The 25,312-nt window shown below is 44.4% G+C and carries 20 protein-coding genes and 2 pseudogenes; 7 read left to right on the top strand and 15 right to left on the bottom strand.

Annotated features, from left to right (window positions below; all coding sequences use genetic code 11):
• Window positions 1-15: 15 nt before the first annotated feature.
• Both DRW07_RS04705 and DRW07_RS04700 read left to right on the top strand, forming a co-directional pair.
• The gene (locus DRW07_RS04705) at window positions 16-1,515 is read left to right on the top strand and encodes a bifunctional metallophosphatase/5'-nucleotidase (protein ID WP_124026700.1); all 1,500 of its coding nucleotides are present in this window, start codon (window positions 16-18) and stop codon (window positions 1,513-1,515) included.
• Window positions 1,512-3,122, top strand: a complete 1,611-nt coding sequence (locus DRW07_RS04700; protein WP_124026699.1) for a diguanylate cyclase — start codon at window positions 1,512-1,514, stop codon at window positions 3,120-3,122. Before DRW07_RS04705 ends, DRW07_RS04700 begins: the two co-directional genes overlap by 4 nt.
• Window positions 3,123-3,125: 3 nt before the next feature.
• On the opposite strand, the gene DRW07_RS04695 is transcribed toward DRW07_RS04700, so the two are convergent.
• Window positions 3,126-4,025: a bile acid:sodium symporter family protein gene (locus DRW07_RS04695; protein WP_124026698.1), complete on the bottom strand. Its 900-nt coding sequence runs from the start codon at window positions 4,023-4,025 to the stop codon at window positions 3,126-3,128.
• A gap of 72 nt (window positions 4,026-4,097) precedes the next feature.
• Here DRW07_RS04695 and DRW07_RS04690 point away from each other — a divergent pair, with 72 nt between their 5' ends.
• Window positions 4,098-4,772: a Crp/Fnr family transcriptional regulator gene (locus DRW07_RS04690; protein ID WP_124026697.1), complete on the top strand. Its 675-nt coding sequence runs from the start codon at window positions 4,098-4,100 to the stop codon at window positions 4,770-4,772.
• Here the strand turns inward: DRW07_RS04690 and DRW07_RS04685 are convergent.
• Window positions 4,760-5,482, bottom strand: coding sequence for a class II aldolase/adducin family protein (locus DRW07_RS04685; RefSeq protein ID WP_205665354.1), 723 nt, complete (start codon window positions 5,480-5,482; stop codon window positions 4,760-4,762). The genes DRW07_RS04690 and DRW07_RS04685 overlap by 13 nt on opposite strands.
• Window positions 5,483-5,554: 72 nt before the next feature.
• Window positions 5,555-6,019 (bottom strand): hotdog fold domain-containing protein, encoded by a 465-nt coding sequence (locus DRW07_RS04680; protein WP_124026696.1) that lies wholly within the window; start codon window positions 6,017-6,019, stop codon window positions 5,555-5,557.
• A gap of 120 nt (window positions 6,020-6,139) precedes the next feature.
• On the opposite strand from DRW07_RS04680, the gene DRW07_RS04675 reads away from it, so the two are divergent.
• Complete coding sequence (locus DRW07_RS04675; protein WP_124026695.1) at window positions 6,140-6,418, top strand: hypothetical protein; 279 nt, start codon at window positions 6,140-6,142, stop codon at window positions 6,416-6,418.
• 41 nt (window positions 6,419-6,459) lie between these two features.
• On the opposite strand, the pseudogene DRW07_RS04670 reads toward DRW07_RS04675, so the two are convergent.
• Window positions 6,460-6,792 (bottom strand): annotated as a pseudogene (locus DRW07_RS04670) (FAD-dependent oxidoreductase); the annotation flags it as partial.
• On the opposite strand from DRW07_RS04670, the gene DRW07_RS04665 reads away from it, so the two are divergent.
• On the top strand, window positions 6,791-6,994 hold the full coding sequence (locus tag DRW07_RS04665) for a cyclic nucleotide-binding domain-containing protein (RefSeq protein ID WP_124026693.1): 204 nt from the start codon (window positions 6,791-6,793) through the stop codon (window positions 6,992-6,994). The pseudogene DRW07_RS04670 and the gene DRW07_RS04665 sit on opposite strands and share 2 nt — an antisense overlap.
• On the opposite strand, the pseudogene DRW07_RS18430 reads toward DRW07_RS04665, so the two are convergent.
• The 5 genes and pseudogenes from DRW07_RS18430 to ahpC form a co-directional block, all read right to left on the bottom strand.
• Window positions 6,985-7,167, bottom strand: a pseudogene (locus DRW07_RS18430) (class II aldolase/adducin family protein); the annotation flags it as partial. The gene DRW07_RS04665 and the pseudogene DRW07_RS18430 sit on opposite strands and share 10 nt — an antisense overlap.
• Window positions 7,168-7,349: 182 nt before the next feature.
• A complete protein-coding gene (locus DRW07_RS04655) occupies window positions 7,350-9,404 on the bottom strand; it encodes a hybrid sensor histidine kinase/response regulator (RefSeq protein ID WP_133306644.1) in 2,055 nt (684 codons plus the stop codon).
• An 8-nt stretch (window positions 9,405-9,412) separates the two neighbouring features.
• Window positions 9,413-12,310 (bottom strand): CheR family methyltransferase, encoded by a 2,898-nt coding sequence (locus tag DRW07_RS04650; RefSeq protein ID WP_124026691.1) that lies wholly within the window; start codon window positions 12,308-12,310, stop codon window positions 9,413-9,415.
• Between the two features lie 600 nt (window positions 12,311-12,910).
• Window positions 12,911-14,518, bottom strand: coding sequence for an alkyl hydroperoxide reductase subunit F (gene ahpF / locus DRW07_RS04645; RefSeq protein WP_124026690.1), 1,608 nt, complete (start codon window positions 14,516-14,518; stop codon window positions 12,911-12,913).
• A gap of 98 nt (window positions 14,519-14,616) precedes the next feature.
• Window positions 14,617-15,180, bottom strand: coding sequence for an alkyl hydroperoxide reductase subunit C (gene ahpC / locus DRW07_RS04640; protein ID WP_124026689.1), 564 nt, complete (start codon window positions 15,178-15,180; stop codon window positions 14,617-14,619).
• A gap of 243 nt (window positions 15,181-15,423) precedes the next feature.
• Here ahpC and DRW07_RS04635 point away from each other — a divergent pair, with 243 nt between their 5' ends.
• Window positions 15,424-16,728 (top strand): DUF2252 family protein, encoded by a 1,305-nt coding sequence (locus tag DRW07_RS04635; RefSeq protein WP_124026688.1) that lies wholly within the window; start codon window positions 15,424-15,426, stop codon window positions 16,726-16,728.
• On the opposite strand, the gene DRW07_RS04630 is transcribed toward DRW07_RS04635, so the two are convergent.
• Window positions 16,686-18,332: a response regulator gene (locus DRW07_RS04630; RefSeq protein WP_124026687.1), complete on the bottom strand. Its 1,647-nt coding sequence runs from the start codon at window positions 18,330-18,332 to the stop codon at window positions 16,686-16,688. The two genes, DRW07_RS04635 and DRW07_RS04630, sit on opposite strands and share 43 nt — an antisense overlap.
• Window positions 18,333-18,520: 188 nt before the next feature.
• Here DRW07_RS04630 and DRW07_RS04625 point away from each other — a divergent pair, with 188 nt between their 5' ends.
• Window positions 18,521-19,303: a hypothetical protein gene (locus tag DRW07_RS04625; RefSeq protein ID WP_124026686.1), complete on the top strand. Its 783-nt coding sequence runs from the start codon at window positions 18,521-18,523 to the stop codon at window positions 19,301-19,303.
• Window positions 19,304-19,371: 68 nt separating this feature from the next.
• Here DRW07_RS04625 and rpsO read toward each other — a convergent pair whose 3' ends face one another.
• The 5 genes from rpsO to nusA all read right to left on the bottom strand — a co-directional run bounded on the left by rpsO (window position 19,372) and on the right by nusA (window position 25,270).
• Window positions 19,372-19,641 carry a 30S ribosomal protein S15 gene (gene rpsO / locus DRW07_RS04620; protein WP_124026685.1) on the bottom strand — a complete coding sequence of 90 codons (270 nt, stop codon included), beginning with the start codon at window positions 19,639-19,641 and terminating at the stop codon, window positions 19,372-19,374.
• 95 nt (window positions 19,642-19,736) lie between these two features.
• Window positions 19,737-20,666: a tRNA pseudouridine(55) synthase TruB gene (truB, locus tag DRW07_RS04615; protein ID WP_124026684.1), complete on the bottom strand. Its 930-nt coding sequence runs from the start codon at window positions 20,664-20,666 to the stop codon at window positions 19,737-19,739.
• Window positions 20,667-20,672: 6 nt separating this feature from the next.
• Window positions 20,673-21,077 carry a 30S ribosome-binding factor RbfA gene (gene rbfA, locus DRW07_RS04610; protein WP_124026683.1) on the bottom strand — a complete coding sequence of 135 codons (405 nt, stop codon included), beginning with the start codon at window positions 21,075-21,077 and terminating at the stop codon, window positions 20,673-20,675.
• 66 nt (window positions 21,078-21,143) lie between these two features.
• Window positions 21,144-23,753, bottom strand: coding sequence for a translation initiation factor IF-2 (gene infB / locus DRW07_RS04605; protein WP_124026682.1), 2,610 nt, complete (start codon window positions 23,751-23,753; stop codon window positions 21,144-21,146).
• 17 nt (window positions 23,754-23,770) lie between these two features.
• Window positions 23,771-25,270, bottom strand: a complete 1,500-nt coding sequence (gene nusA / locus DRW07_RS04600) for a transcription termination factor NusA (protein WP_124026681.1) — start codon at window positions 25,268-25,270, stop codon at window positions 23,771-23,773.
• Window positions 25,271-25,312 lie beyond the last annotated feature (42 nt).

Below are 25,312 nucleotides of genomic sequence, written 5' to 3'. Positions count from 1 at the left end.
TTGGTACAAGTTTACATGACAAAGCTGTTGTTAAAGGCAAGGTTCACACTACCGATCTTTTTGAGCCTGTTATTCTCATTCGCAGTACAAGCATCGGATTTTAAACTTATCCTCGCGGCAGATATGCCCGATATTTCTGATCCTGCCTCCGGCCGTTATGCCGAACTGAAGACTCTTATTAATCAACACAAGGAGCAAAACGACACCGTCTTTTTTGTCTTTGGTGGCGGCTCTTTTGGCCCCAGTGCCATGTCAGTCTTCGACAGAGGCGCCCACATTATCGACATACTCAATTCGCTTGAGCCCGATGTGATGACAGTGACTAAACGAGAGTTTAGCTATTTTGAAGATGAACTGTCGCTCAGGGCTTACGAAGCCGCTTTTCCCATTGTGACTACCAATGTCATCGACAAACGGTTTGGCATTCCTCCCGATGGACTTGTGAAGTCTGCACTTATTGAAAAGGGCAAGGTTAAGCTGGGAATTATTTCGATTTTAAATCAGCGCATTATTGATGAATACCTGTTGCCAAAGATCACTGTTTTGGATCCGCAAGTCATGACCATGGAGCATACTAATAAATTAAGACAACAAGGCGCCGACGTTATTTTAATTCACTACTCCTATCCCTTTTCTTTCATAGTAGACTTGCTTGAACAAGGCATCGTCGACGTTGCTTTCATGTCAGATACTCGTCTGTTGGAAAAAAACCAAAACATTGCCAAACACCCAAATAACTTATTACTTGAGCGTCCTGGCAGTGCCATAGTTGCAGACATGAAACTAGCGACTGATGATATTGCTCTGCTGAATAAAGCCCAAGTTGACCTCATGTCATTTGCTGCAAATACCAGCATCCAACTGCAAGTCGATAGCTACCAACTGAGGTTGAATCGACTGCTGGATGAAAGGATCGGTTTTTGGGGTAATGACACCTCTACCCTCAGACCTGATGTAAGGGGCAAGGAAAACCGCTTTGCTAATTTTATCGTGGACACAATGAAAGCCTATGCGCAAAGCGATATTGCGTTGATTAATGGCGGCAGTATTCGCGGTGACACATTTTATAAAGCGGGTACTCCTGTAACCCGTAGGGACATAGCCACAGAATTGCCGTTCCGCTCTACCCTTACCCGAATCAAGGTCACCGGCGAGCAGATCAAAGACGCACTTGAAACAGGATTATCACAAGTTGAATATTTAAAGGGCAGCTTTCCGCACGTCGCAGGCATGACCTATTCTTTTGATTCAACCAAACAAGCAGGCCAGCGCGTCACTGCGGTGACCCTTGGTAAGGCACCACTGGAGCCTGAAAAAACCTATACACTGGCTACCACCGACTACCTGGCTAACGGTGGAGACGGCTACACAAGTCTGGCGGAGGGCATCAATGATGATCCGGAAAAAACACTGTCGATTCTGGTTTCAGATTTAGTGATTCAGGGTATCAGGATTAACGGCAGCGTAGACACTGATATGGGTTCCCGTATTCAGGATAAGGCAGGGATGCCATGAAGTCGATTAAGCTCAAGCAGTCGACAATACGTTCGTTTTCATACATACAACTTGTCATGTTAACGCTTTTTGTATTGGTAACCTCATTCACTCTAACACGATTGAGTGATGTGCACGACTCGCTGGATACACTCACTCATGAAACCGTGCCTACTATCAACGAAGCGCGCATAATAAGCCACAAAATTGATCTGCTCATGTCATTAACTATATCCCTGGCTAATGCCGTAAACCAGCCCTCACGGCGAATAATAACAGAACGTATTGAGCAAACACTGAATCAGTTAAACACTGCTGAACTGGCTCAAAACCAATCAAATACCTATCTATACACTCAGGTATCAGCCCTCCGACAAGAGCTGAACGAGCTTAATAATATGGTAGAGCAACGGATCCGCTTGGGACAAAGTTTGCAGCAAACCAAATTGCAGTTTTTTGATATTGTCCAGCAGGCTATACGGTCGAGTAATGGTAATACTGGCCATGCTCAAAGCCAATTAACAGACATTATGCTACTCGCAGTTCAAATTGATCAACAAGACAGATTGCACCAACTCAGACGCATCGAGAGCCAACTTGGGCAAGCATTTAATTCTGCTTTAACAGCGCCTTCATCAAATCCTGTCACCATGGAAAAAGTCACTGCTATGCAGACCATGCTGCTTGGCTCTAATGGTATGGTAAACCAAAAAATTGAGTTATTACGCTTTGAGGGCAGAACACGAGGCAGGGGTAATTTCGTCAAAAACTTAGTCGAAGATGTGGCCAGTAACCTAGACTATAATTCGCGACTGGTGTATCACAAAACACAGCAATCCGCGGAGGCAACGGAGCAACGAATCGAGCAGCAGAGCAACATTGCCATTATAGCGGGTACACTTACCGTTATCCTTACACTCGTCATCATCTACTACCTGCATAGGCGTATTGTGTTTCGATTACTATCACTTAAAGAACAAGTCGACAATGCAGCAACAGGTACGCAAAAAGTGGTGTCGGTAAAAGGCAAAGACGAGATTGCGTCTCTTGCTAACACCTTCTCTATGTATATTGAAAAAGTCAGGCAACAGGAAATTGCACTGCTCAATATGTCATTAACCGATCCCCTCACCGGTATTCCGAATCGGCGCGCCTTCGACAAACAGCTAGGCAAAGAGATTGCTCATGCCACCAGACAACGATGGCACCTATCTGTCCTACTGATAGACGTAGACTTTTTCAAAAACTACAACGACCATTATGGTCACGGAGAAGGCGATACTTGCCTAAAAACAATCGCAACAACCCTCAATGGCATCGTGCTTAGAAACACCGATTTTTGTGCGCGTTTTGGTGGTGAAGAATTCATCTGCATCTTGCCTGATACGGATGAAGCAGGTGCAAAACTGAAAGCGGAAATGCTCCGTGAAGCCATACAAAATATGGCCATAGAGCACAAGGCGAGTACCGTTGGTGATGTGGTGACCATCAGTATTGGAGCAGCTACTTACAAGTTCTCAACGCAAAGCATCTGGAGTCATGATGCTATCATTGAGCATGCTGATGCGGCACTGTACAAAGCAAAAGGACAAGGCAGAAATCGCTTTGTACACGCTTCATTTGGCTGAGATTTACGCCTTAAAGCAAAACCGCCCAACAATGATCACTGGTATACATAACAACATTTGCAGAGCCCCGTACAACAACATTGCCAATAACGCCTGATTTGCCACCTGCTCTGGATAATTCCCCCCCGCAAATAAGGCAACGTGGATTAGTAAGCCTAAATTAATATTTCTGACAGTCACTTCCATAGTGATGGCCATGACGTCCTTGCCCTCTCTTTTACATAAAATAGGGACTAGAGTAGACATCACAAGTAACCCCATGATAAACGCAACTATAATGGCAAAATTACCCATACCAAACGCAGCTAGGTCAAGTCGCCCCGCTCCTGCTGCACCAACCACGATACCGACAATAATCAATAAAGAGACTCTGATAGACCAGACAGACACAGGCCCAGCCACTTTAGGCAAATGCTTCAAAATCAGCATTCCCAGCGCCAGTGGAACAAGCAGATTTACGACAATATCTGTCGCAATTGTTGCAGCGGGCATAGAAAAATCATCGGGTAAATCAGAAACTAGAAGCAAACCCAAGATAACTGGGGCTGTCACCAAACAAGCAATACTGCATACTGTGGTCAGTGTTACCGACAAGGCTGTATTTCCCCTCGCCAAGTGTGTGAAGATATTTGATGTGGTTCCACCAGGTACCGCGGCACAAAGTGCTAGGCCTATCACTAAGCCAGTAGCCAAATCCAGCACATTCATAAGCAGTAAGACTACTAAAAACACCCCGACTATTTGCACTCCCATGCCCGTAAAAAAAGAAAACGGAAATCGCACGACTCGAACGAAGTCAGCAACGCGAAGGGTTGCCCCCATTCCGAGCATGGCTAATGCAAGTTGAGTAGCAGCGAAACTGTATTCGTTTTCCAAGTAGAAGCGCACAAAACTATCCAGCATAGGTATTCCCTTATTTTTGTTTCATTTTTATGGTAATTATTAGTATTACGTCACTCAGCTATTTTTGATTCTGTGCTCACACCCGAACTTCAGGCAGCATTTCAACAAAGCCGTTTTATCTCTTATTTAGACCCAGAGATCAAAACTTATCTGCTCCAGCACGCCGAAGTTATCACCCTACCCGCATATACTTACCTGCATCGCAAAGGTGACGCCTTTTGCGGTATCTACTGCTTATTAGCAGGCAAGATGAAAGCCACAGGGGTGACAGAGCGAGGTAATGAGTACAGTATGGCCCACATTATGCCTGGAGCCGTTATTGGTGAGATTGCCTATCTGGACGCAGGAGACCGCACTCACGATGCGCAATCTCTGGAGCGCTCCACGCTGGTTCGATTCAACAAGGACGTGCTAGATAACGCCACTGCCGCCTACCCGGCTTTTTATTCTGCTATTGTACATTTAGCTTGCATGCATATCCGTCAGGCGTTCTCTGTTCTAGATGATTTTTTAACCTTGTCGCCAGAGCAACGGCTGGCTAAAAAACTTTTGTCGATGGGAAGCATACAGTCACGCTTTCGAGTGATCAGTATCAATCAGCATGAATTAGCGGCCTGGGTTGGCGTATCACGCCAGTCTATCAGTAAAATTTTGAATCGATGGCAAGCACACAAAATGATCGCCATCGAATACAAAAAGCTCACTTTACTGCAACCAGAAAAACTGGAAGCACTTTATGCCTCATAACCTGGATTTTTCCTGTCTAACAGTCTCAATAAACCCGGCCAAGCTAATTGCCCACCTAAACCTTTGGTGACTTGCTCAGCTTGTGCCTGTATGCCTGCTAAAATCGGTTGAGGCACCGACACCAAGTTGGGTGATGCTTGGGCCATTAGCTGAATTTCACAGGCTCTTTGTAATACAAACATTCTCAGGAACGTATCTGCAATGGTTGGGCCGCAGGTTAATAAACCATGATTGCGTAAAATCATAAAATTGGTGTTGCCAAGGTCGGCTTGTAAGCGCGCCTTCTCATCAACATTTAGCGCCACGCCCTCATAGTCGTGATAACTCAATGAAGATAACGCAAACAACGACTGCTGGCTCAACGGCAACAAGCCTTCAGCTTGGGCGGATACCGCAACACCGGCGTTGGTGTGAAGATGCAGTACACATTGTGCATCATGCCGCACTTCATGTACGGCACTATGAATATTGAAACCAGCCGGATTGACAGGAAACTCGCTGTCTTCAAGCTTGTTGCCCTGCATATCAACTTTGACCAAGCTTGATGCCGTAATTTCTTCAAACAGCATGCCGTAAGGATTGATTAAAAACTGCGGCTCATCACCGGGTAAGCGCACGGATATATGCGTAAACACCAAGTCATCCCAGCCATAATGGGCGACAAGTCGATAGCAAGCTGCCAGGTCTTTACGTAGTTCTTTTTCAGTCATTATTAGGTACTCGTTACAATTTTTAGTCATCATAACGGCAGTCCAACAGCAAGAATGTCAACTACTTTACATTTAAGCTTTCTTTTCGCTAATCCATACTGTAATTGTACCTTCTACGACAATGTTATCACTCGTATCATACGCTTTTACCGGTACAGCCAAATTGCCGGGCTTCCAGGCATCAGCAGGCACTTCCGCGACGCAGCGAATATCCGTGGGGGCTTTAGCAGGATATTCAACGGACATACTTTTCGGGATCCAGCGCAAATTTTTTGGAATAGAGGCTTCACACATGAAGCCCATCGCCATTTCCAAGCCATTACAAATAGCGATCACGTGCGCTGTGCCTATATGATTTTGTACCTTCTTAGTTTTTTTAAAGACGACCTCACAGCGGTTGGCTCGCAGGTCTGTGACAATGGGAGAAATCGTAGCGAAGTAAGGCGCCTTTTTCGAAACCACCCAACTGAACAACTTGCGTCCTAGCGGCAGCTTAAGGCACTTCTGGTACATTTTGATTACATAATTATCACTCATAATACGTCCACAGTTTTGTTTTTTTCAGTCTACAGGACCGACCAGTTAATTTAAAGTTAACCAATACGCAACAAACAAGGACAATGGAAACATTCTATAAGACAAAGGCGATTCACTCCTATGCCCAAAACAGACGTAGATAAGATGCTCGCCAAACACAAACAGCTCATTCACTTGCCAAATGTACAGGTAGTATCTCATGTGCAAAGAAGTGAAGATGACTGGCATGTCAACACCATAATGTTGGATGGCTATGAAGTCCCTTTTAAATTTAAACGCAAAAAACGTTACCGTTCACTGAAGGGCGCGAGAGTTAATTTAACCTATTACCCCATACTCGAAGAAATAGCAGGCATAGAGTTTGAGGTGATGAAAGTTGTTCGTATTAAAGTGGCCTAACGATAAAACGGTGTGTGCTGATTAGCACACACCGGCTTTTCCTAAGCGACTTTGCTCTGTTCAGTCGATTGAGAAGATAAGTCCTCCTCCTCTACCTCGTGACTTAACAAATATTCAAAGGCTGCCAATGCCGCTTTTGAACCCTCACCCATTGACACAACTATTTGCTTGTATGGGACAGTAGTTACGTCACCTGCAGCAAAAATGCCGCTTTGTGATGTTTGGCATTTATGGTCAATAATCACCTCGCCATAAGACGTCAAATCAACTACGTCTTTCAGGAACTGGCTGTTTGGTACCAATCCTATTTGAACAAATACACCAGCCAACGCTTTTTCATGCACTTGCTCGTCACTTCTATCCTGATAAACAATGGTGACAGAACAAGGTAATGAATACAGTATGGCCCACATTATGCCCGGAGTCGTGATTGGTGAGATTGCCTATCTGGACGAAGGAGACCGTACTCACGATGCGCAATCACTGGAGCACTCCACGCTGGTTCGATTCACTAAGGACGTGCTGAATAACGCCACGGCCGCCTACCCGGTTTTTTACTCTGCCGGTGATGCTTGAGCCATAAGCTGAATTTCACAGGCTCGGTGTAACATAAACATTCTCAGGAACGTATCTGCAATGGTTGGGCCGCAGGTTAATCAACCATGATTAGGTAGTATCATAAAATTGGTGTTGCCGAGATCGGCTTGTAAGCGCACCTTCTCATCAACATTGAATGCCACACCCTCCGCCAGCCAGAAATGGACGATACCCATTCGAAACTGGCGTCAGGTAATGAGTCATTTTATGATTGAGTTCGAGGAGCGCTTCGAAAAGCATATTAACTAAATGTCAGTTACACAGAATCTGTTACAGTCTCTAGTTCGTATTAAGTTTGCTTAGACAGTTTCCTTATATTTAAAGTGGTATATGGCTATTTAAGCTTAAAGTTACTCATAACTTCAGTCACCTTCTCTTCTAATTGATTTCGTGTAAACGGCTTATGAAGTATTAAATTTTTATAGGGTTCCACATCTTTCGATTCTGAATATCCTGACATTAATATGGCTGGCAAACGATTATCCAATGCTTTTAACAAATTATGGCCTTTCACTTTTCCCGGCATTAACTCATCTGTAATCAATAAATCGAAGCTTTTCAACACGTCATCAATACTTTCCAACAGTACTTCAGGCGCATTAAAGATAGTTACGCGATGACCGCAGAGCTCTAGTAATTTCTGCGTTATATCAGCAATGTCAGCCTCATCATCTACAACAGCAATCCTCAATGAGTCTTTCATAACAATCTGTTCTTTTGAAAGCGTATCGAGCCTGTCTGGAGGGCAAGGCATGTGAGGCATCCATAGCGAGAGTATTGTCCCTACTCCCAGGGTAGATTTTATCGTTAGTCCATAACTATGTTGCTTGGTAAACGCAAGAACTGTGGCCAGCCCAAGCCCTGAACCTTGTTGTTTTGACTGAGAGTTAAATGGTTCAAATATGCTCAAAAATTTATCTTTGGCGATACCACACCCCCCGTCGGAAACGCTAATCATTATGTAATTTTCAGCATACGTTGGCTCAATAACCGCAAAATGTTTATCGTCGTTAAATTGACTCTGATATTGAACCTTAACCCTAATATCATTGTCGTCTGCAGAAGCATTTCGCGCATTGATGATGAGGTTGAGTAGAACATCTTGTAAGTCTGTAGTGGAGACAAGCTGATCAAGCCCCGCTTCAACACTCCATTGAACTCGATTTGATGATTTAAAAAATTCAGCTACCAAACTCTGAGTGTCCTCAATAGCTTCTTTGAGTGAACCCAAAGGCCCTCCTTCTTGCGACATTTGAGAACTCTTTAATAATTTACTGACAAGAGATGATGCTCGGTCTATACCACTTTTAAGCTTGTCTAAATGTGAAGCTAATTCAGGCTGAGTGTTGATAGAAGCGATCAGCTCCTGATAACCAGAAATGATACCCAAAATATTGTTAAAGTCGTGAGAAATGCCTGCGGTGATTTGCCCAATGGTATCCCAGTGCTGCATTTTGATTTTTGCGTCAAGTAATGCCTTTTTCTCAGTTATGTCGTGCTGTATGCCGATGAAGTAGCGGAGCTCATTTCCTTCAAGAATTGGGGAAATCACCAAGTTATTCCAATATACTTTTCCATTTTTGTGATAATTGAGTATTTCAATATCAATGGTCTCAAGCCCATCTAACGCATTTTTTAGTTTAAGGGAGGTTTCGGGGTCCGTTTTTTCCCCTTGTAGAAATCCTTTTAAAGAGTGTCCTTTTACGTCTTCCAATGAATATCCAGATATTCTATTAAAAGCTGGATTGCACCAGATAACCCGTCTTTGAGGATCCGTTATTACTATACCAGCTGTCGTAGCTGAAACCGCTTTCAATAATAATTCGTTTTGAAGAGTCAATTGTTTAAGAGATGTTATATCTCTCATAATTAGCAAATAAGGAGACTTATCTTCATCTGAATAAAGGGTTAACACGCACTCAAATTGAGTCGTTTTCGGTCTTTTGAATTCGAGTTCTACTTCCTGAGTTTGAACAGTGTCCGAGATCCCGGTCAAGAGAGCAGAAAGCGTGGTGCCGCTGTCCGGTGACAACATTTGATACAATGACTTCTTCCGCTGAGTTGGATAGTGAAGCTTCAAATGAACCATTGCAGCCTCATTTAATTCATCAATCACCCCATGTTTATCAAATACAATCATTGGAAAAGGAGATGTATTAAACAATCTTTGATAATGGTGCTTTTGCTGCTCGATGTTTTGCAATGCAGACTCGAGTTCGTTATTCTGTATCTCTAACTCTGCATGATAGAGCCTGATATCTTCAAGGATTTCGTCCACGGATTTACCGACTGTCAGAGCATCTTCATTCAAATCAGCTGAAGCGCCATCAAGTAACCTTAGCGCTCTTACTTTCAGAGACTCTCCACTTTTATTTTCGTAACGTTTCAAGGTTAAACTCACTCACTGGATTGAGACAGTTTCAACTTCCATGCAGAAATATTAAAGTGACTTACCACCGCAGCGAACTGATGATGTTTGATGGCAATTGTCTCCATCGCAAACCAACGCTTCTCACTTTCTGAGTGGCAAGGATACTCAAGGAATGAACGTTCTAGAGTCCCTTCCAATACAGCTTTCACCCCTTCATATGCCTTTTGTGCATCTTGGTTGCCTTTAGCACTTTTACATACTTCTAGATAATTAGTCCCTACGCCGGTTACTTCTCCTGTTTTATCACCGTTTGCTCTGGCAAATTTTTCCCAAGCGTGATTAACCATCAATATTTCTCCAGTATTACTTAGCACAGCAATATGCTCTGGAAGTGCATTGATAACCATCTGTAAATTTTCAGATTGCTTAGTACCCGTTATGTTGATAAATGAAATAACTGCACCAAACGAAAGGTGTGTGAGTTTATAGAATACAATTCGAATGAGATAATAATCGCCCTGCTTTGACATCACCTCTTTCTCTTTAGTAACGCCCGATTCAATTACATCAGACAAATCTTCATATAAGCCTTCGTATGCGAGAGTATGATTCATATCCTGAAGAGGTCTGCCAATATCCTGCTCTCGCAGATTAAAAATCACGCGAGCATCTGGAGTAAAACGTGTAATGTTCATATCTTCATTAACAAAAATGGTGGCTATCGATGTTGCCTTTCCCAACGCGTCTAAATCAGCATTGATTTGATTCAAAATATTCATTTTTTCATGATATTCGGCATTGACCGTATTGAGTTCTTCATTGACCGACTGCAGTTCTTCGTTTGAACTCTGCAATTCTTCATTTGAAGCCATTAGTTCTTCATTAGTTGCTTGAAGCTCTTCGTTCGTGGTCTCAAGCTCTTCAATTGTCGACTGCAAGCTTTCACGCGTTGCCACCAATTCGAGCTCTAATAGTCGGTTTCGCTCTTCAGCATCTTCGTTAATTGTTTCAATGGTCACAACGTTGTCTGGTGATGCTATTTCGCGTTCATGTTCAATCGTGACCAGATACTGTCGATTGTCCTCATCACTAACAATTGGAGTACCTGAAACTAAAACTTTGAATGCTCTATCACTATCCAGCTTCAGCATCATCGGCTCTGACTTTACAGGCACTTTCTCTTTTTTTAAGCGATAAAAAAGCGTTGCCACAACGGGAGACAGCTTTTCATGCAGAAGATGAGTTGCACTGTGATTTATGCTGCCGGGTCGAAGCTTCATTAGTAGACCGGGATCACCAAATATATGCGTAACTTCCATATTTTCATTTAGCAACACAGAAAACGGGATATAGTTTTTGTGCAATATATTCAATGCCATATCTGAAAATTCATTTTTTCCGCTGATTTCTCCTCCTTGCACCTTATCCAGTTCAATAGTTTTATTATTGCTGTACCGAGTTTTTAGCGTCCGAGAATCCATATCTCTCAAGAATACTGCTTCTTTCAACTGATAGAGTTTGGCTTTTCCATTAATAGTAGAAAATTTTTGCGCATTGACCGTCAGGGACTCACTTTTACCTAGCAGCAATACTCCCCTTTTTTTGAGTGCGTACTGTAACTTCTGAAGCGCTCGCTCTTGTGCTGAATTCTTAAAATAAATTAGCGTGTTCCTGCAACTGACAAGATTCATTTTGGTAAACGGTGGGTCACTCAGTAAATTATGTTTGGCGAATACGATGTACTGTCGTACTTCAGGTATTATGGTGTAACGCCCATCTTCTTCCAGTGTAAAGTAGCGTTTTAACAAGCGTTCTGGCACTTCACTTACAATGGACTCTGGATAGCGCCCTTGAGATGCTATTTCAACGACCTCGGGATTAATGTCAGTGGCAAATACCTTCAATGGAATATAGTGTTCAAGTGTTGATAATGCCTCCAGAAATAGCATCGCCAAAGAATATGCTTCTTCGCCCGTTGAACTGCCAGCAATCCAAACTCGTATACCGTCATTTAAACTCGCTTGAGCAACTATCTCTTGAACCACATGCTGCTTCAATTCATTGAAAACTTCCGTATCTCGAAAAAAACTAGTCACAGGAATGAGCAGTTCGCGTCTCAATGCGAGTATTTCATCCTTAGAGCCTTGAAGTAGTATTCGGTAGTCCGCCAAAGTCTTGGCCTGACAAACCTGCATACGACGCTCTATACGTCGAGAAACCGTTGCCCACTTATAGTCGTTAAAATCAATATCAACTTCGTTGGTTAGGATTTGCAGAATGGCCTCAACATCATCCTGAACATCAAAAACCGTTGCCTTGTCTTTCGGGCTCGATGTCTCTTTTATTAGACTCACAGGGTGCTTAATATGTTGATTAATACGCTCTGGAATCTCTTCCGTACGAAGCACAGAATCAGCCACACCGGTTGCGACAAGGCTCGCCGGCATTCCATCAAACTTGGCATCCAACGGCTCCTGAGCAATCACCATACCGCCCGCCGCATTAACTTCTATTGCTCCCCGACTACCATCAGTACCTGTTCCTGACAGAACCACAGCAATGGATCGACTTCCATACTCACTTGCCAAAGATTTAAAAAAGACATCTATTGGTAAATTAAAAACCTTGTCAGATTTATCAGCTAGCTCAAATTTACCGTTACGCACTGTAACTAATTTCCCAGCAGGAATAAGGTAAATTTCATTGGGTGCCAATGGTTGATTTTCTTCAATCATGTGAACAGGCATGCTGGTGTAACGATTTATCAAATCATCCATCATGCTTTTATATTGAGTGGATAGGTGCTGAACGATTACAAAGCTTGCTCCGATATTATTTGGGCAGCTCTTAAAAAAGCGCTCTAATGATTCAAGACCGCCAGCTGAGGCTCCAATCCCAACCACATAATGCTTACTATTAACCATATACTCTTGAATATTTCATTATTTACTTAAATAAACATAACCCAAAACGCTTAAATTACCCTTAAAATTTTTAGAACTTTTTAAAAATTTGATTTGACTCAACAAAATACGACTAAATTTAGATACTTCGAACGGTTTCTTGAACTAGAAAAAGTCAACTTGATATCACTTTAAGCGTTGGAGTGTAAAACCAAATCGCGCCTTTAGTGTTTAATGACTGTGCGTTTAGATAAAACCCAAGTAGCGGGACATATTAAAATGAATCCGTTCGGGGGCAAGCCTGTTTATATCCTGAGAACCTTTTTTGTGAACAGACTCGATGATTGATGCTGTATCGTTAGCATGTGCCCGGTCGGACTCAGGCATTTTTTGAAGATGAGTGATTTTCCCCCTTTTTTAAAAGGAAAAATATAACTGAACTATGAGTCGCGATTAATTTCGTGGGCACCTTCCATTCTATTGGAGCCGTCAGATGAATACCCATCTAATTTTCGAAGTTACCAATTAGAGACCCGAATTAACGCACCTGTGCGTTACTCATTGCATGCACAAAAATAAACAAAGGCTGGCATATGCCAGCCTCTAAGTGTTCTTTAAAAGCTAAGCAACTTTGCTCTGTTCAGTCGATTGAGAAGAAAAGTCTTCCTCTTCAACCTCGTGACTTAACAAATATTCAAAGGCTGCCAATGCCGCTTTTGAACCCTCACCCATTGACACAACTATTTGCTTGTATGGTACAGTTGTTACGTCACCTGCAGCAAAAATGCCGCTTTGTGATGTTTGGCATTTATGGTCAATAATCACCTCGCCATAAGACGTCAAATCAACTACGTCTTTCAGGAACTGGCTGTTTGGTACCAATCCTATCTGAACGAATACACCAGCCAGTGCCTTTTCATGCACTTGCTCGTCACTTCTATCCTGATAAACAATTTTATCTACTTTGCCATTGGACGCCTTAATTTCCTGGGTCGCCACATTCTTCAGGATGGTAATGTTGTTTCGCTTTGTCGCCTGGTCAACGAGGACCTGGTCGGCTTTCAATTCAGGCAAAAACTCAAAGACAGTCACTGAATTAACAATACCGGCTAAATCGAGCGCGGCTTCGATGCCTGAATTACCGCCACCAATAACCGCCACGTCTTTACCTTTGAAAAAAGGACCATCGCAGTGCGGGCAGTAAGCTACACCATTGCCCACGTTTTCCTTCTCACCCGGCACGCCCAACTCTCGCCACCTTGCACCCGTTGCCACTATGATAGTTCGCGTGCGAATGACCTCACCCGACGACAGAGTAATAGATTTAATGTTGCCTTGTTCAATACTTTCTACTCGCACATGCTCTTTGAGCGTGATGTCATAGTCATTCATGTGCTCCATCAGATTGCCTACTAATTCGGGTCCTGTTGTCTTTGGCACAGAAATCAGGTTTTCGATGCCCATAGTGTCTTTTACCTGACCACCAAAACGGTCTGCCACAACAGTCACATTGAGGCCTTTACGCGCGCTGTAGATAGCGGCTGAAACACCAGCTGGCCCACCGCCAATCACAGTGACATCCTGTAGTGGCAGCTGTTCACCTTTATTGGCTTCTTTGATTTGTGGGAAACGCTCTACCAACTTATCAAGTAGTGCTGCCGCATCGACTTTACCGTTGGCAAATAACTCTCCATTTAAATAAACACTTGGCACACCCTGTATATCTCGTTCTTCCACGAGATTTTTATACAGGCCTCCGTCAATCATTTCTGCTTTGATGTTGGGGTTAACCAATGCAAACTGATTAAGTGCCTGAACCACATCTGGGCAGTTATGACAGCTTAAGCTGATAAACACCTCAAAATGTAACGGTTCTGATACCTGCTTAACCATGTTAACCACACTGTCATCAAGCTTAAGTGCGGTGCCCGATGAATGCAGTAAAGCAAGTATCATGGAATTAAATTCGTGCCCGCCTGGAATACCAGAAAAGCGAATACCTGTATCTTCGCCATCAGCTTCCAACAAAAACGACAGCGGACTACGCAATTCACCTTGCGTATCTTTCTCTATAAAGGAAATGTTCTCGCTAACACCCGCAATATCAGACAGGAAAGTGACAAGCTCACCTCTTTTGCTGTGCTCGCCCGTTTGCAGCACAAAATTCACCTGCTTTTGCATATTGGCGGTGTAGCCTTTTAATGCGTTTAAAATATCTTGAGTTAACACGGCTAAAATTCCTATTCAGTAAATTTGGGTACAACGAGGCCGGGGCAACGCGCATTAGCGCGTGGCCTGGCCAATAGTTTAATTGCGTTTTTGTGGGTTTAGATCTTGCCCACTAGGTCTAGTGAAGGCGCTAGCGTCTCTTCACCTTCTTGCCATTTTGCAGGGCACACTTCACCTGGGTGCGAAGCAACGTATTGTGCAGCCTTGATTTTGCGAACCAAGTCGTCAGCGTCACGACCAATACCTTCAGCAGTAATTTCCATCGCTTGGATGATACCTTCAGGGTCGACGATAAAGGTCGCACGGTCTGCTAGACCCATACCCTCACGCATTACGTCAAAGTTGCGTGTAATCTCACCAGTTGGATCACCAATCATGGTGTAATTGATTTTACCAATAGTATCAGAAGCATCGTGCCACGCTTTGTGCGTGAAGTGCGTGTCGGTTGATACTGAAAACACTTCCACACCGCGAGACTGTAATTCTTCGTATTTATCAGCTAGGTCGCCTAATTCTGTTGGGCATACAAAAGTAAAGTCTGCAGGGTAAAAGAAGAATACCGCCCACTTACCTTTGATATCTTCGCTAGATACTTCAACAAATTCACCGCTTTTGAAAGCACTTGCTTTGAACGGTTTAATTGGTGTGTTGATAAGAGCCATTTTTTTCTCCTGTTTAATAGTCAATGTAACCGTGGAATTTACTTGATCGTAATAACTCACGGATAGTTACGAAATCTGTGCGAACTCAGTTCGCTTTCAGTGAAATAAATATATCTGGCAGCAGTAAAAGAAGATAATGAATAAAACAGAATCTTTAAATCAATATTTCCTATTAAAAGAATTTTGCACGCAATTTGCCGCTATGCCACTATCAGTGAATAAATCTACACCGACCCACTATTTATGAACCAAAGACCCCTGTATCTCACCGAGCAAATTCGTTTAAATGACGGTTCAGTCCCATCCAGTGCATTAACAAAACACAAAAAAATGGCCTTTAGCCCCTTTGTGTTTTACCGAGGCACAGCCCCTTTGTTCTACAGTGATATCGCCAACAGTACTATTGATATACCGGATGTTTTCAAGCAATTGCCTAACGTATACGTTATGGGTGATTGTCACACCTCTAACTTCGGTTTTTTTACCGAAGAAGGCTCACACAGTAACTCGGTTATTTTTGCGCCTAATGATTTTGATGATGCGTGTGTGGGGCATTCCATTTGGGACGTAGTAAGATATTGTACTGCGCTGTATTTGTGCAAAGCTCATTGCGACATAGTGCAACCACAGCACCAAAAGGCAGTGGTTGACCACGAACAGGTGGAGCGTGCTGTCTCAGCCTTTATTAATACGTATGCAGATACCTGCCGTAATATAGAGTCAGACACTCACTTGCTGACCAGCGCGCTGGATACATTTTCAGCACCTCAAAAACTGCATAAAATTTGGAGTAAAGCCATACAAAGGTCGAACGGCGGTGCACTGTTCGAAGAAAAGAGTGCTATCGCAAAAGCCACTGTAATTAAAGACGGCCAACTGGCATTTAGAGACGACCCCGCCAAATTCTCCCCCCTTACGCCCGAACAATACCATCAACTTCAAGACGCCTTCGCGCCTTACATGGATAATGAGATTGTTGATATAACGCAACGCTTGAACGCAGGCACAGGTTCAGTGAGCCTGGAACGTTACTACTTCTTAGTAGGTCCAAAGGGTAACGCTGGGCACTTGCGGTTATCCGACTACCATATTGTCGAGGTTAAACAACAGAAAGTGGCAGCGCCTGTTCGCGCGTCACTACTGACGCATCCGGTAAACAAGCTGAACCCAGCTCACCTTACAGCGAGATGTCAAAAACACATGCAACGACGCCCTGACCTTTTGCTAGACGAAGTAGAGTGGAATAATTCACATTGGCTGGTGCGCTCAAGGCATCACGCAAAAGTCGGTATTGACCCAGAGGATATTGCGACTGGAAAAAGAAATATTGCGCATGAAGGACTGGTTTTTTACGCCACCCAATGTGCGCAAGCACTCGCACTCGCGCACTGCCGGACAGACCGGCGAACCTTTTCCTATGAGAGCACTGCCAGCAAGGCCTACCGCGCGCACAGCGAACAAGTGAAAAACATCGCTCAGCAATATGCGCAGCAAGTTGTTAGTGATTATGCGTGGTTTTGTTCGTCACTAAAAAGTGAGGCTTTGTAATCGGCGTACTTTTCTTGTTGTTGAGGTGCGAGTTTCGCGGCAGTCAATACGTTATTGGCTTCTTCGACTACCTCCTGATGCTCCGCACCTAACCCGCCCAAAGGCTTTAATTGTGCCGCTACTTTGAGCAAACTCAGCGCAATGGAAGTATCATCTGGCGACAAGGTTCGCGCCTGGCGAAGTGTATCGAACGCGGGTTCATAGCGGGCGTTCTGGTAGTGAGAGGCAGCCATCTGCTTAAGCTCTTTAGTGGTAAAGTTGACTTCCTGGCGCTCAATGGATTCTTGTTCAATATAAGCATTTACCACTTCATTCGATAACGTGTCGCCCGCAATATGACTTTTTAAGCCGTCAAGTATTTTTAAACACCTTTCGCGCATTCCCAATTCGTGGAACACTTTCATTTTGTCCAGACTGTCTTCAACACTTCTTATCTCATCATTGATACTATTGTTCTCAATGATCGATTCGGCTTTCTTTTTGTCGCTTCTAGAGGACGCAATACGCGCTTCGGCGATAGCCAAGGCTTCCAGCATATCTGGTTGACGTGAACAGGTATTTTTTAGACGACCTAAAAGTTCTTCTGCTTTTTTGAGCAAGAGATCACTTTCTCCACCGGTTTTTGTTGAGGCAAGATCAATACTGGCCCGCACAACATTTACCGACAGCATAGGTGAATCATGAATAGAATTTTTGGCATTTTTTGCCATTGCCTGAACCGCCTTTAGCTGACCGTGGCGATCGTGATTCAATCGAGCCAAGTCCCACAATTTGCGATTTCTATCCATATTCCTAGGTGCTAGTTCACACGCCTGCTGCATCTGTGAATAGGCACTGGCATAGTCTGCATGCTGGATGTGATATTGTGCTAGCAGGTCATAGACAGGGAATCGCGTATCATCGCGAACCAGCAGTTCCTCGATAAGCGGCTGAGCCTCCTCCACTTTTTCCTGTCTTAACATCGCTTTGACTTTACCCACACGAATCCACCCTGCCTCATACTCATTCATAAGCTCTGAGTAATATTCCTCGGCATCTTTAAAGGCAAACAACTTGATTAAGCAGTCCCCTTTTATCCTACGTAACTTCTGATGAAACTCCTTAAAGTTATGTAAAGACAAAATACGATCAGCTTGATAAATAGCGCCAGAAAAATCTTCCTTCTCAATACAACAATTCAGTTTGTGGAAGGTGTGGCGCATGGCGAACATGTGTGATAACCGAGACATTACACGACGTCTGTCTAATGGTTTAACCCAAAAATCATCAGGTTGCATTTCAACAATACAGTTAACCAGTTGTGCACTGGTTTCTGCACTGAGAAAAATGACCGTGGTTGCGTCTGTAATATGGCCATATAAGCGCAGCTCTTCGAATAAATGAAAACCGTCTTTGTCTTCACTGACGTTGAATGCCAGCATCACGATATCAAATACTTCCCGTTCACATTCACGCAAAGCACGGTAGGCGGTCTGCGTACATACTACATTTTCAACACCAAGTTCATGTAGTGCCTTTTGCACAATTTCATGTACAAGCGCTTGATCATCAATCACTAATACATTCAGGTTTTTGTCGGGCTTTATGGGGGGAAACGAATTCATGTAAAAGAATAAAAGCTACAATACGTTGTTCTTATTACTATCGAAGATAATACATAATTGCAGCAAAGTCGCCTCTAAAAGACGCTTTATCGCAATCATTCTATCTGTTTATAGCACAAATATGGAAATCGCCCCCCTTTATAGATAGACTGAACGCCAATTTTAGACAGATGTAACTTTCAGGCAACATGGCGAACACCCCTAAAAACGATGATTTTCCAACCATCAGACTAGACGACGAAGACAGACGAGATTACCAACAAAAGAAACACGCTGGTACAGGTACGCCTGCACAACACTCGCAAGTCGGTTCCGCCTCGCAAAGTAAAGGTGGATTCCCAGTTGTTGCTACCTTCTCATTGTTAATCGCCCTAGGAGCGTCAGGTGCAGCGTATTATTTATATGATTTGAGTCTCAAACAGGCCGCGACGAATCAAGCAGCAGAAGCGAGAATTGCCGATCTTGAACGCAGACTGTCAGCAACTGGTGAAGAAATGGGAGAGTCGACCGTTGCTCTGCAGGTGAAAGTGACTGAACTGTCAGAAAAAACCACCGAGTTATGGGACCAAATGGATAAACTTTGGGCATCTGCATGGCGGAGAAATCAAAAGGAAATTGCCGATTTGACTGCCAGAGTCGGTAATGTGCAAAACAATTTGCAGGAGTCCATTAATCAGGTTTCACGCAATACGAATTCACAGCAAACAAAACTTGGCGCCATAGAAACTCAGCTATCTGGCATCGCCGATGAAATGCTGGCTTTGAATGTTCAAATAGAGCAGTCATTAGGTGACAGACAATCATTTGAACAACAAAATAAAAACCTTCAGGACCAACTTTCCGTCATTGAACAGCGCAATGCCGCCCTATCTGGAAGAATTACGCAGTTGGAAAATGAAATGAAAAGCATGGCTACTAAACTCGTTAGTCAACCGGCTTCGGTACCTGCCGCGGGATCTCCAACACAGTAAGCAAACAGGGTTTCTTCAGACATAAAAAAAAGGCGCCTTTGGCGCCTTTTTTAAATCACTGACATCGATTAACGACGCAAACCTAAACGTTTGATCAAATCGCTGTAACGCTGTGCACTCTTACCTTTAAGGTAGTCAAGAAGCTTACGACGCTGGCTAACCATGCGAAGAAGGCCGCGACGAGAGTGGTGATCTTTTTTGTGATCAGCAAAGTGGCCCTGAAGCTTGTTGATGTTGTGAGTAAGTAAAGCAACTTGAACCTCAGGTGATCCAGTGTCGCCTTCTTTCACAGCGTAATCAGAAATAATTTGTGCAGTTTCTGCTTTAGTTAGTGACATAATCTTCTCCAAAATTGAATAGGGTCACGCCAATCACTAATTCAGCGCAACCAAAGAGGCGCGTATTATACGCATTACCATTGAGTTAGCAAGTATTACTCGTAAACGACCACACGCTTAGGTTGAATTTCACCTGCAGGTGTAACTTCACCGACCCCAAGAAAAAGTGTCTCCGCTTCCTGGTCACAATATAACCGCGCTAACTGGCCTGCCTTATGCTTGATATCATTCACCCTGGCAGCCTGACCATGCTGAAAGCGTACCTTCTCGCTTGCACCAACGTGATAAGCTGGCAATGTCATTACAGCTGTGTCCATGGGAAGTAAAATGGCATCTAACCCCGTCTCTCCGTGTTGTTGTGCAATCGCCTCAAGTGACTCCATGGCATACATTTTATCTGTGGGATACTCTGCCACTTTTGTTCTGTGCAGCTTTGTCACATAGGCACCACAACCCAGCTGCTCACCAAGATCATCTACGATTGTACGAATATAGGTCCCCTTGCTGCAGTGCACAGTCATGTGGATATCTGGCAATGCTATGGCATTAATTTCAAGGTTATATACCGTAATTTTACGTGCATCCCTGGGTACAGTTATCCCTTCTCTTGCATAGCTATATAGTGGCTTTCCCTTGTACTTGAGCGCTGAAAACATAGACGGCACTTGCATACTTTCACCAATAAAAGAAGCACAAGCGCTGCGGATCTGAGCTTCATCAACAGAAACATCACGCTCGCTAACGACGTCGCCATCAGCATCACTGGTGGTTGTTCTTATCCCTAATCGGGCAGTGACCTCATATGCCTTGTCAGCATCTAGCAAGAACTGAGAGAACTTAGTGGCTTCTCCGAGACAAATTGGCAGCATGCCTGACGCTAAAGGATCAAGGGCTCCCGTATGACCTGCTTTTTGTGCGTTGTACAATCGTCTGACGTGCTGTAACACTTGGTTAGACGACCCGCCGACAGCTTTGTTTAACAAAACAATGCCGTTAATAATTCTACCTTTTCTACGACGCCCCATAGTTTGCTATTCGTCTTCCCCGTCATCAGGTGATTGCGAGCGACGTTTGGCATCGTCAGCACGTGTTTGTGATACAAGATTAGAAATACGCATACCTTCAGTGATAGACACATCACTTTGGAAAACCAATGACGGTACGGCCCGCATTCTTACTCGCTTAGCCAGTAATGAGCGAATAAAACCCTTGTACTCATTCAGTTGCTGCACTTGGGTTTTGATACCCTCATCAGTGTCGATATAGCAAGTCACAAACACCTTTGCGTGTGCGAGGTCTCGGGACACTTCAACACCTGATACCGTAATAAGTGGCGTGTTACCTACTTTGTGCTTGTATTCATTCTGCAGAATACTGGCAATTTCTTTGTGTATTTGTTGTGAAACGCGTTCGGTGCGAGAAAACTCTCTGGCCATAACGCCTCCTTAATTTTTTGAGATAAAAAAGGGGCCTACAGGCCCCCTTTTTTGCTGTAAATGGGGTTAGATTTCCCGCTTAACTTCGACGATTTCGAAGACCTCAATCTGGTCACCGACTTTAACGTCATTGTAGTTCTTAACACCGATACCACATTCCATGCCGTTACGGACGTCCTGCACGTCGTCTTTAAATCTGCGAAGTGATTCAAGTTCACCTTCGTAAATAACCACGTTGTCACGTAATACACGAATAGGATTACTGCGCTTAACCACACCTTCTGTAACCATACAGCCAGCGATAGCACCCAGTTTAGGCGACTTAAAGACATCACGAACTTCAGCAAGACCAATAATTTCCTGCTTAAAGTCTGGTGCCAACATACCACTCATGGCCTGCTTAACTTCGTCAATTAAGTCGTAGATCACACTGTAGTAACGCAGGTCAATTTCTTCTGATTCAATCACACGGCGTGCAGTTGCATCTGCACGAACGTTAAAACCAAGAATAATCGCGCTTGACGCAGCAGCTAGGCTGGCATCTGTTTCGGTGATCCCACCTACACCACTGCCCACAATGTTTACCTTCACTTCGTCAGTTGCAAGCTTCATCAAAGAATCACTGATAGCTTCAACAGAACCCTGTACATCGGCTTTAAGCACGATATTCAGTTCACTTACGTCACCTGACTCCATATTGGCAAACATGTTTTCAAGCTTCGCTTTTTGTTGTCTGGCTAGTTTGATTTCACGTTTTTTAGCATGACGCTTAGCCGCTACTTCACGCGCTTTACGTTCGTCCTGTACCACCAGTGCATCTTCACCGGCAATCGGAACACCAGAGAGACCCAACACTTCTACCGGCGTTGAGGGGCCCGCAACTTTTACTTCGTTGCCATTTTCATCGCGCATTGCACGAACGCGGCCATATTCCTCACCACAAAGCAGGATATCGCCTGACTTAAGCTCGCCTTCCTGCACGAGTACGGATGCGATAGGTCCACGCCCTTTATCAAGACGGGATTCAATCACAATACCGCGGCCAGCACCTTTTGGTACGGCTTGCAAATCAAGTACTTCTGCCTGCAATGAAATCGCTTCAAGCAATTCGTCCACGCCCATACCTGTTTTGGCTGAGACATTGACAAACTGATGGTCACCACCCCACTCTTCAGAAATAACCTCTAACTGAGAAAGCTCGGTTTTCACGCGATCAGGATCAGCAGTTTCTTTATCCATTTTGTTAACCGCAACAATCAAAGGTACTTCGGCAGCACGGGCGTGCTGAACAGCCTCTTTGGTTTGCGGCATAACACCGTCATCGGCAGCAACAACAATAATGACGATATCCGTCGCCGTAGCTCCGCGAGCACGCATTGCTGTAAACGCAGCGTGTCCTGGTGTATCAAGAAACGTGATTTTACCGTTATCAGTCTCTACGCTGTAAGCACCGATATGCTGGGTAATACCGCCGGCCTCACCGTCTGCGACTTTTGCACGACGAATGTAATCCAATAACGACGTTTTACCGTGGTCAACGTGCCCCATAATAGTCACGACAGGTGCACGTGTGGTTTTATCACCAATTGCAGTATCAGCAAGCAACTCGTCTTCTAACGCATTGTCGTTTACCAATTCATACTTATGACCCATCTCTTCCACGACTAATACCGCAGTGTCTTGGTCAAGCACCTGATTGATCGTCGCCATTTCACCCATTTTCATCATGGTTTTAATGACTTCGTTTGACTTAACCGCCAAACGATTGGCTAGTTCGCCTACTGTAATGGTTGCACCAAGTTTAACCACACGCTCTACAGGTTGTGCTGGTTTGTTGAAGCCTTGTTTGAGGTGCTCACCTGCATGCTTCTTGCTCTTCTTGCGACGACGGGTAGACCGCTCAGCCTGCATATCTTCTTCGTCTTCAGCTTCCTGCGCATAACGGTTTGAGTGCAAGTGAATCTCTTCCGCTTCCTGCTGTTTACGACGCTCTTCTTCTTCCTTCCAGCGACGCTCGTTTTCTTCAGCAAGTTTACGGGCTTCTTCGGCAGCACGTTTTGCTTCTTCTTCAAGCTTTTTCTGTGCTTCTTCTTCCTGCGCTTTGCGCAACCGCTCTTCTTCCTGACGCGCTTCTTCCTGCTCTTGACGCTCTTCATCTGTCAGCTCAGATTCAGCTTGTTTACGGGCTTCCGCTTCTTTTGCAGCCTGTTCAGCGCGCTTAGCACGTTCTGCTTCCGCCACTTTTTTAGCTTCTTCAGCCTGACGCGCCTTTTCTTCAGCTGCACGCTTTGCTGCTTCTTGTGCGCGTTGCTCTTCTTCGCGCTGCTTGCGTGCTTCTTCTTCTTTACGCTGCGCTTCTTCCTCGGCGAGCCGCTGCTCTTCGACGTCAGTGCGCTTAACATAAGTGCGTTTTTTACGCACTTCCACTTTTACTTCCTTAGATTTACCTAAGCTAAGTGTGCTGGTTGTTTTGCGCTTCAATGTCATTTTACGAGGGGCCTCTGAGCCCGTTCCACCATGCTGTTTGCTCAAATGATCCAACAGCTGTCGCTTCTCGTCTTCTGTAACACTGTCACCGACTTTTTTGGTGATCCCCGCATCACTAAACTGGGAAACCAGGCGGTCAACCGTTGTGCCTATATCACCGGCAAGCTTTTCGATCGATACTTCTGCCATTACGCGTTCTTCCCCCATTAATTATCTTCTTCGCTGAACCAAACAATGTTACGGGCCGCCATGATTAGCTCTCCCGCTTTTTCTTCGTTTAGTTCTTCAATATCACTGATATCATCTGTTCCTTGCTCAGCCAGGCCTTCAAGGTCAGTAATCCCCCGGCTGGCAAGAACATAAGCAACATGGCGTTCCATGCCAGCAAGATTCAGTAGCGCTTCATCTGGCTCAGAGCCTTCCAATGACTCTTCATTCGCCAGTGCGCGTGTCGTCAATGTAGCACGAGCTCGTTCGCGAAGTTCTTCAACCATGTCTTCATCAAGGCCTTCGATATCGAGCATTTCTGACACAGGTACGTAGGCAATTTCTTCCAGTGTCGAGAAACCCTCGTCAACCAAAAAGCCAGCGAACTCTTCGTCAATATCAAGCCCTTCGACAAAGACGTTTATTACTTTTTCATTTTCCTCAGCATGCTTAGCGTTCAGGTCTTCAACCGTCATCACGTTAAGTTCCCATTCGGTCAGCTGACTGGCCAAACGAACGTTTTGACCACTGCGACCGATGGCCTGGGCCAGATTATCTGCTGCAACTGCAACATCCATGGTGTGGCTGTCCTCGTCAACAACGATTGAGGCCACTTCTGCAGGTGCCATCGCATTAATAACAAACTGCGCTGGATTCTCATCCCATAAGACTATGTCGACACGCTCGCCACCTAGTTCGCCAGAAACGGCCTGCACACGCGAACCGCGCATACCAACACAGGCTCCTACCGGATCAAGACGCTTGTCATTAGTCTTTACAGCGATTTTTGCACGCGAACCAGGATCACGCGCTGCTGACTTTATCTCTAACGTCTCTTCAGCTATTTCAGGCACTTCAAGACGGAAAAGTTCTACCAGCATGTCCGGGTGAGTACGACTAATAAATAGCTGTGCTCCACGTGCTTCCGGACGGATAACATAAAGCAGTCCGCGTACTCGGTCACCTGGACGGAATGTTTCTCTTGGCAACATATCATCGCGGAAAATCACACCTTCGGCGTTGTTGCCCAAGTCGATAATAATGTTGTCGCGATTCACTTTTTTAACTGTCCCAGTAACCAGTTCGCCAACTTTATCCTGGTACTCAGCAACCATTTGTGCGCGCTCAGCTTCGCGAACTTTCTGAACGATAACCTGTTTCGCGGTTTGTGTGGTGATACGGTCAAAGGCGATTGAATCAATCTGCTCTTCTACATAGTCGCCTTCTTTGATATCTGGCTCATCAATTTGAGCGGCAGACAATGTCAACTCAGCAAATGGGTTTTCTTGCTCTTGATCATCTGCAATGACTAACCAGCGTCTGAAGGTATCGAAGTCGCCCGTCTCTCTGTCGATGCTGACACGCACTTCAATATCACCGTCATTTTTCTTTTTCGTTGCACTGGCAATAGCAAACTCAAGCGCTTCAAAAATCTTTTCTCTTGGCACCTGCTTTTCGTTTGAAACCGCTTCTGCCACTAACAGTATTTCTTTATTCATATTTGCCTCACACGTTGCTCTACCACTGCCATAAGGATGACT

The sequence above is a fragment of the Paralteromonas sediminis genome (genome assembly GCF_003820355.1).
In the GTDB taxonomy this organism is placed as follows: domain Bacteria; phylum Pseudomonadota; class Gammaproteobacteria; order Enterobacterales; family Alteromonadaceae; genus Alteromonas_F; species Alteromonas_F sediminis.
This window is presented reverse-complemented; position numbering and strand designations above follow the sequence as displayed.

Bases quoted from the DNA above. Each gene is read 5' to 3' on its own strand.
- DRW07_RS04705 (WP_124026700.1), top strand. From the start codon at position 16: ATGACAAAGCTGTTGTTAAAGGCAAGGTTCACACTACCGATCTTTTTG.
- DRW07_RS04700 (WP_124026699.1), top strand. From the start codon at position 1,512: ATGAAGTCGATTAAGCTCAAGCAGTCGACAATACGTTCGTTTTCATAC.
- DRW07_RS04695 (WP_124026698.1), bottom strand. From the start codon at position 4,025: ATGCTGGATAGTTTTGTGCGCTTCTACTTGGAAAACGAATACAGTTTC.
- DRW07_RS04685 (WP_205665354.1), bottom strand. From the start codon at position 5,482: ATGACTGAAAAAGAACTACGTAAAGACCTGGCAGCTTGCTATCGACTT.
- DRW07_RS04680 (WP_124026696.1), bottom strand. From the start codon at position 6,019: ATGAGTGATAATTATGTAATCAAAATGTACCAGAAGTGCCTTAAGCTG.
- DRW07_RS04675 (WP_124026695.1), top strand. From the start codon at position 6,140: ATGCCCAAAACAGACGTAGATAAGATGCTCGCCAAACACAAACAGCTC.
- DRW07_RS04665 (WP_124026693.1), top strand. From the start codon at position 6,791: ATGGTGACAGAACAAGGTAATGAATACAGTATGGCCCACATTATGCCC.
- DRW07_RS04650 (WP_124026691.1), bottom strand. From the start codon at position 12,310: ATGGTTAATAGTAAGCATTATGTGGTTGGGATTGGAGCCTCAGCTGGC.
- ahpC (WP_124026689.1), bottom strand. From the start codon at position 15,180: ATGGCTCTTATCAACACACCAATTAAACCGTTCAAAGCAAGTGCTTTC.
- DRW07_RS04635 (WP_124026688.1), top strand. From the start codon at position 15,424: ATGAACCAAAGACCCCTGTATCTCACCGAGCAAATTCGTTTAAATGAC.
- DRW07_RS04630 (WP_124026687.1), bottom strand. From the start codon at position 18,332: ATGAATTCGTTTCCCCCCATAAAGCCCGACAAAAACCTGAATGTATTA.
- DRW07_RS04625 (WP_124026686.1), top strand. From the start codon at position 18,521: ATGGCGAACACCCCTAAAAACGATGATTTTCCAACCATCAGACTAGAC.
- rpsO (WP_124026685.1), bottom strand. From the start codon at position 19,641: ATGTCACTAACTAAAGCAGAAACTGCACAAATTATTTCTGATTACGCT.
- truB (WP_124026684.1), bottom strand. From the start codon at position 20,666: ATGGGGCGTCGTAGAAAAGGTAGAATTATTAACGGCATTGTTTTGTTA.
- rbfA (WP_124026683.1), bottom strand. From the start codon at position 21,077: ATGGCCAGAGAGTTTTCTCGCACCGAACGCGTTTCACAACAAATACAC.
- infB (WP_124026682.1), bottom strand. From the start codon at position 23,753: ATGGCAGAAGTATCGATCGAAAAGCTTGCCGGTGATATAGGCACAACG.
- nusA (WP_124026681.1), bottom strand. From the start codon at position 25,270: ATGAATAAAGAAATACTGTTAGTGGCAGAAGCGGTTTCAAACGAAAAG.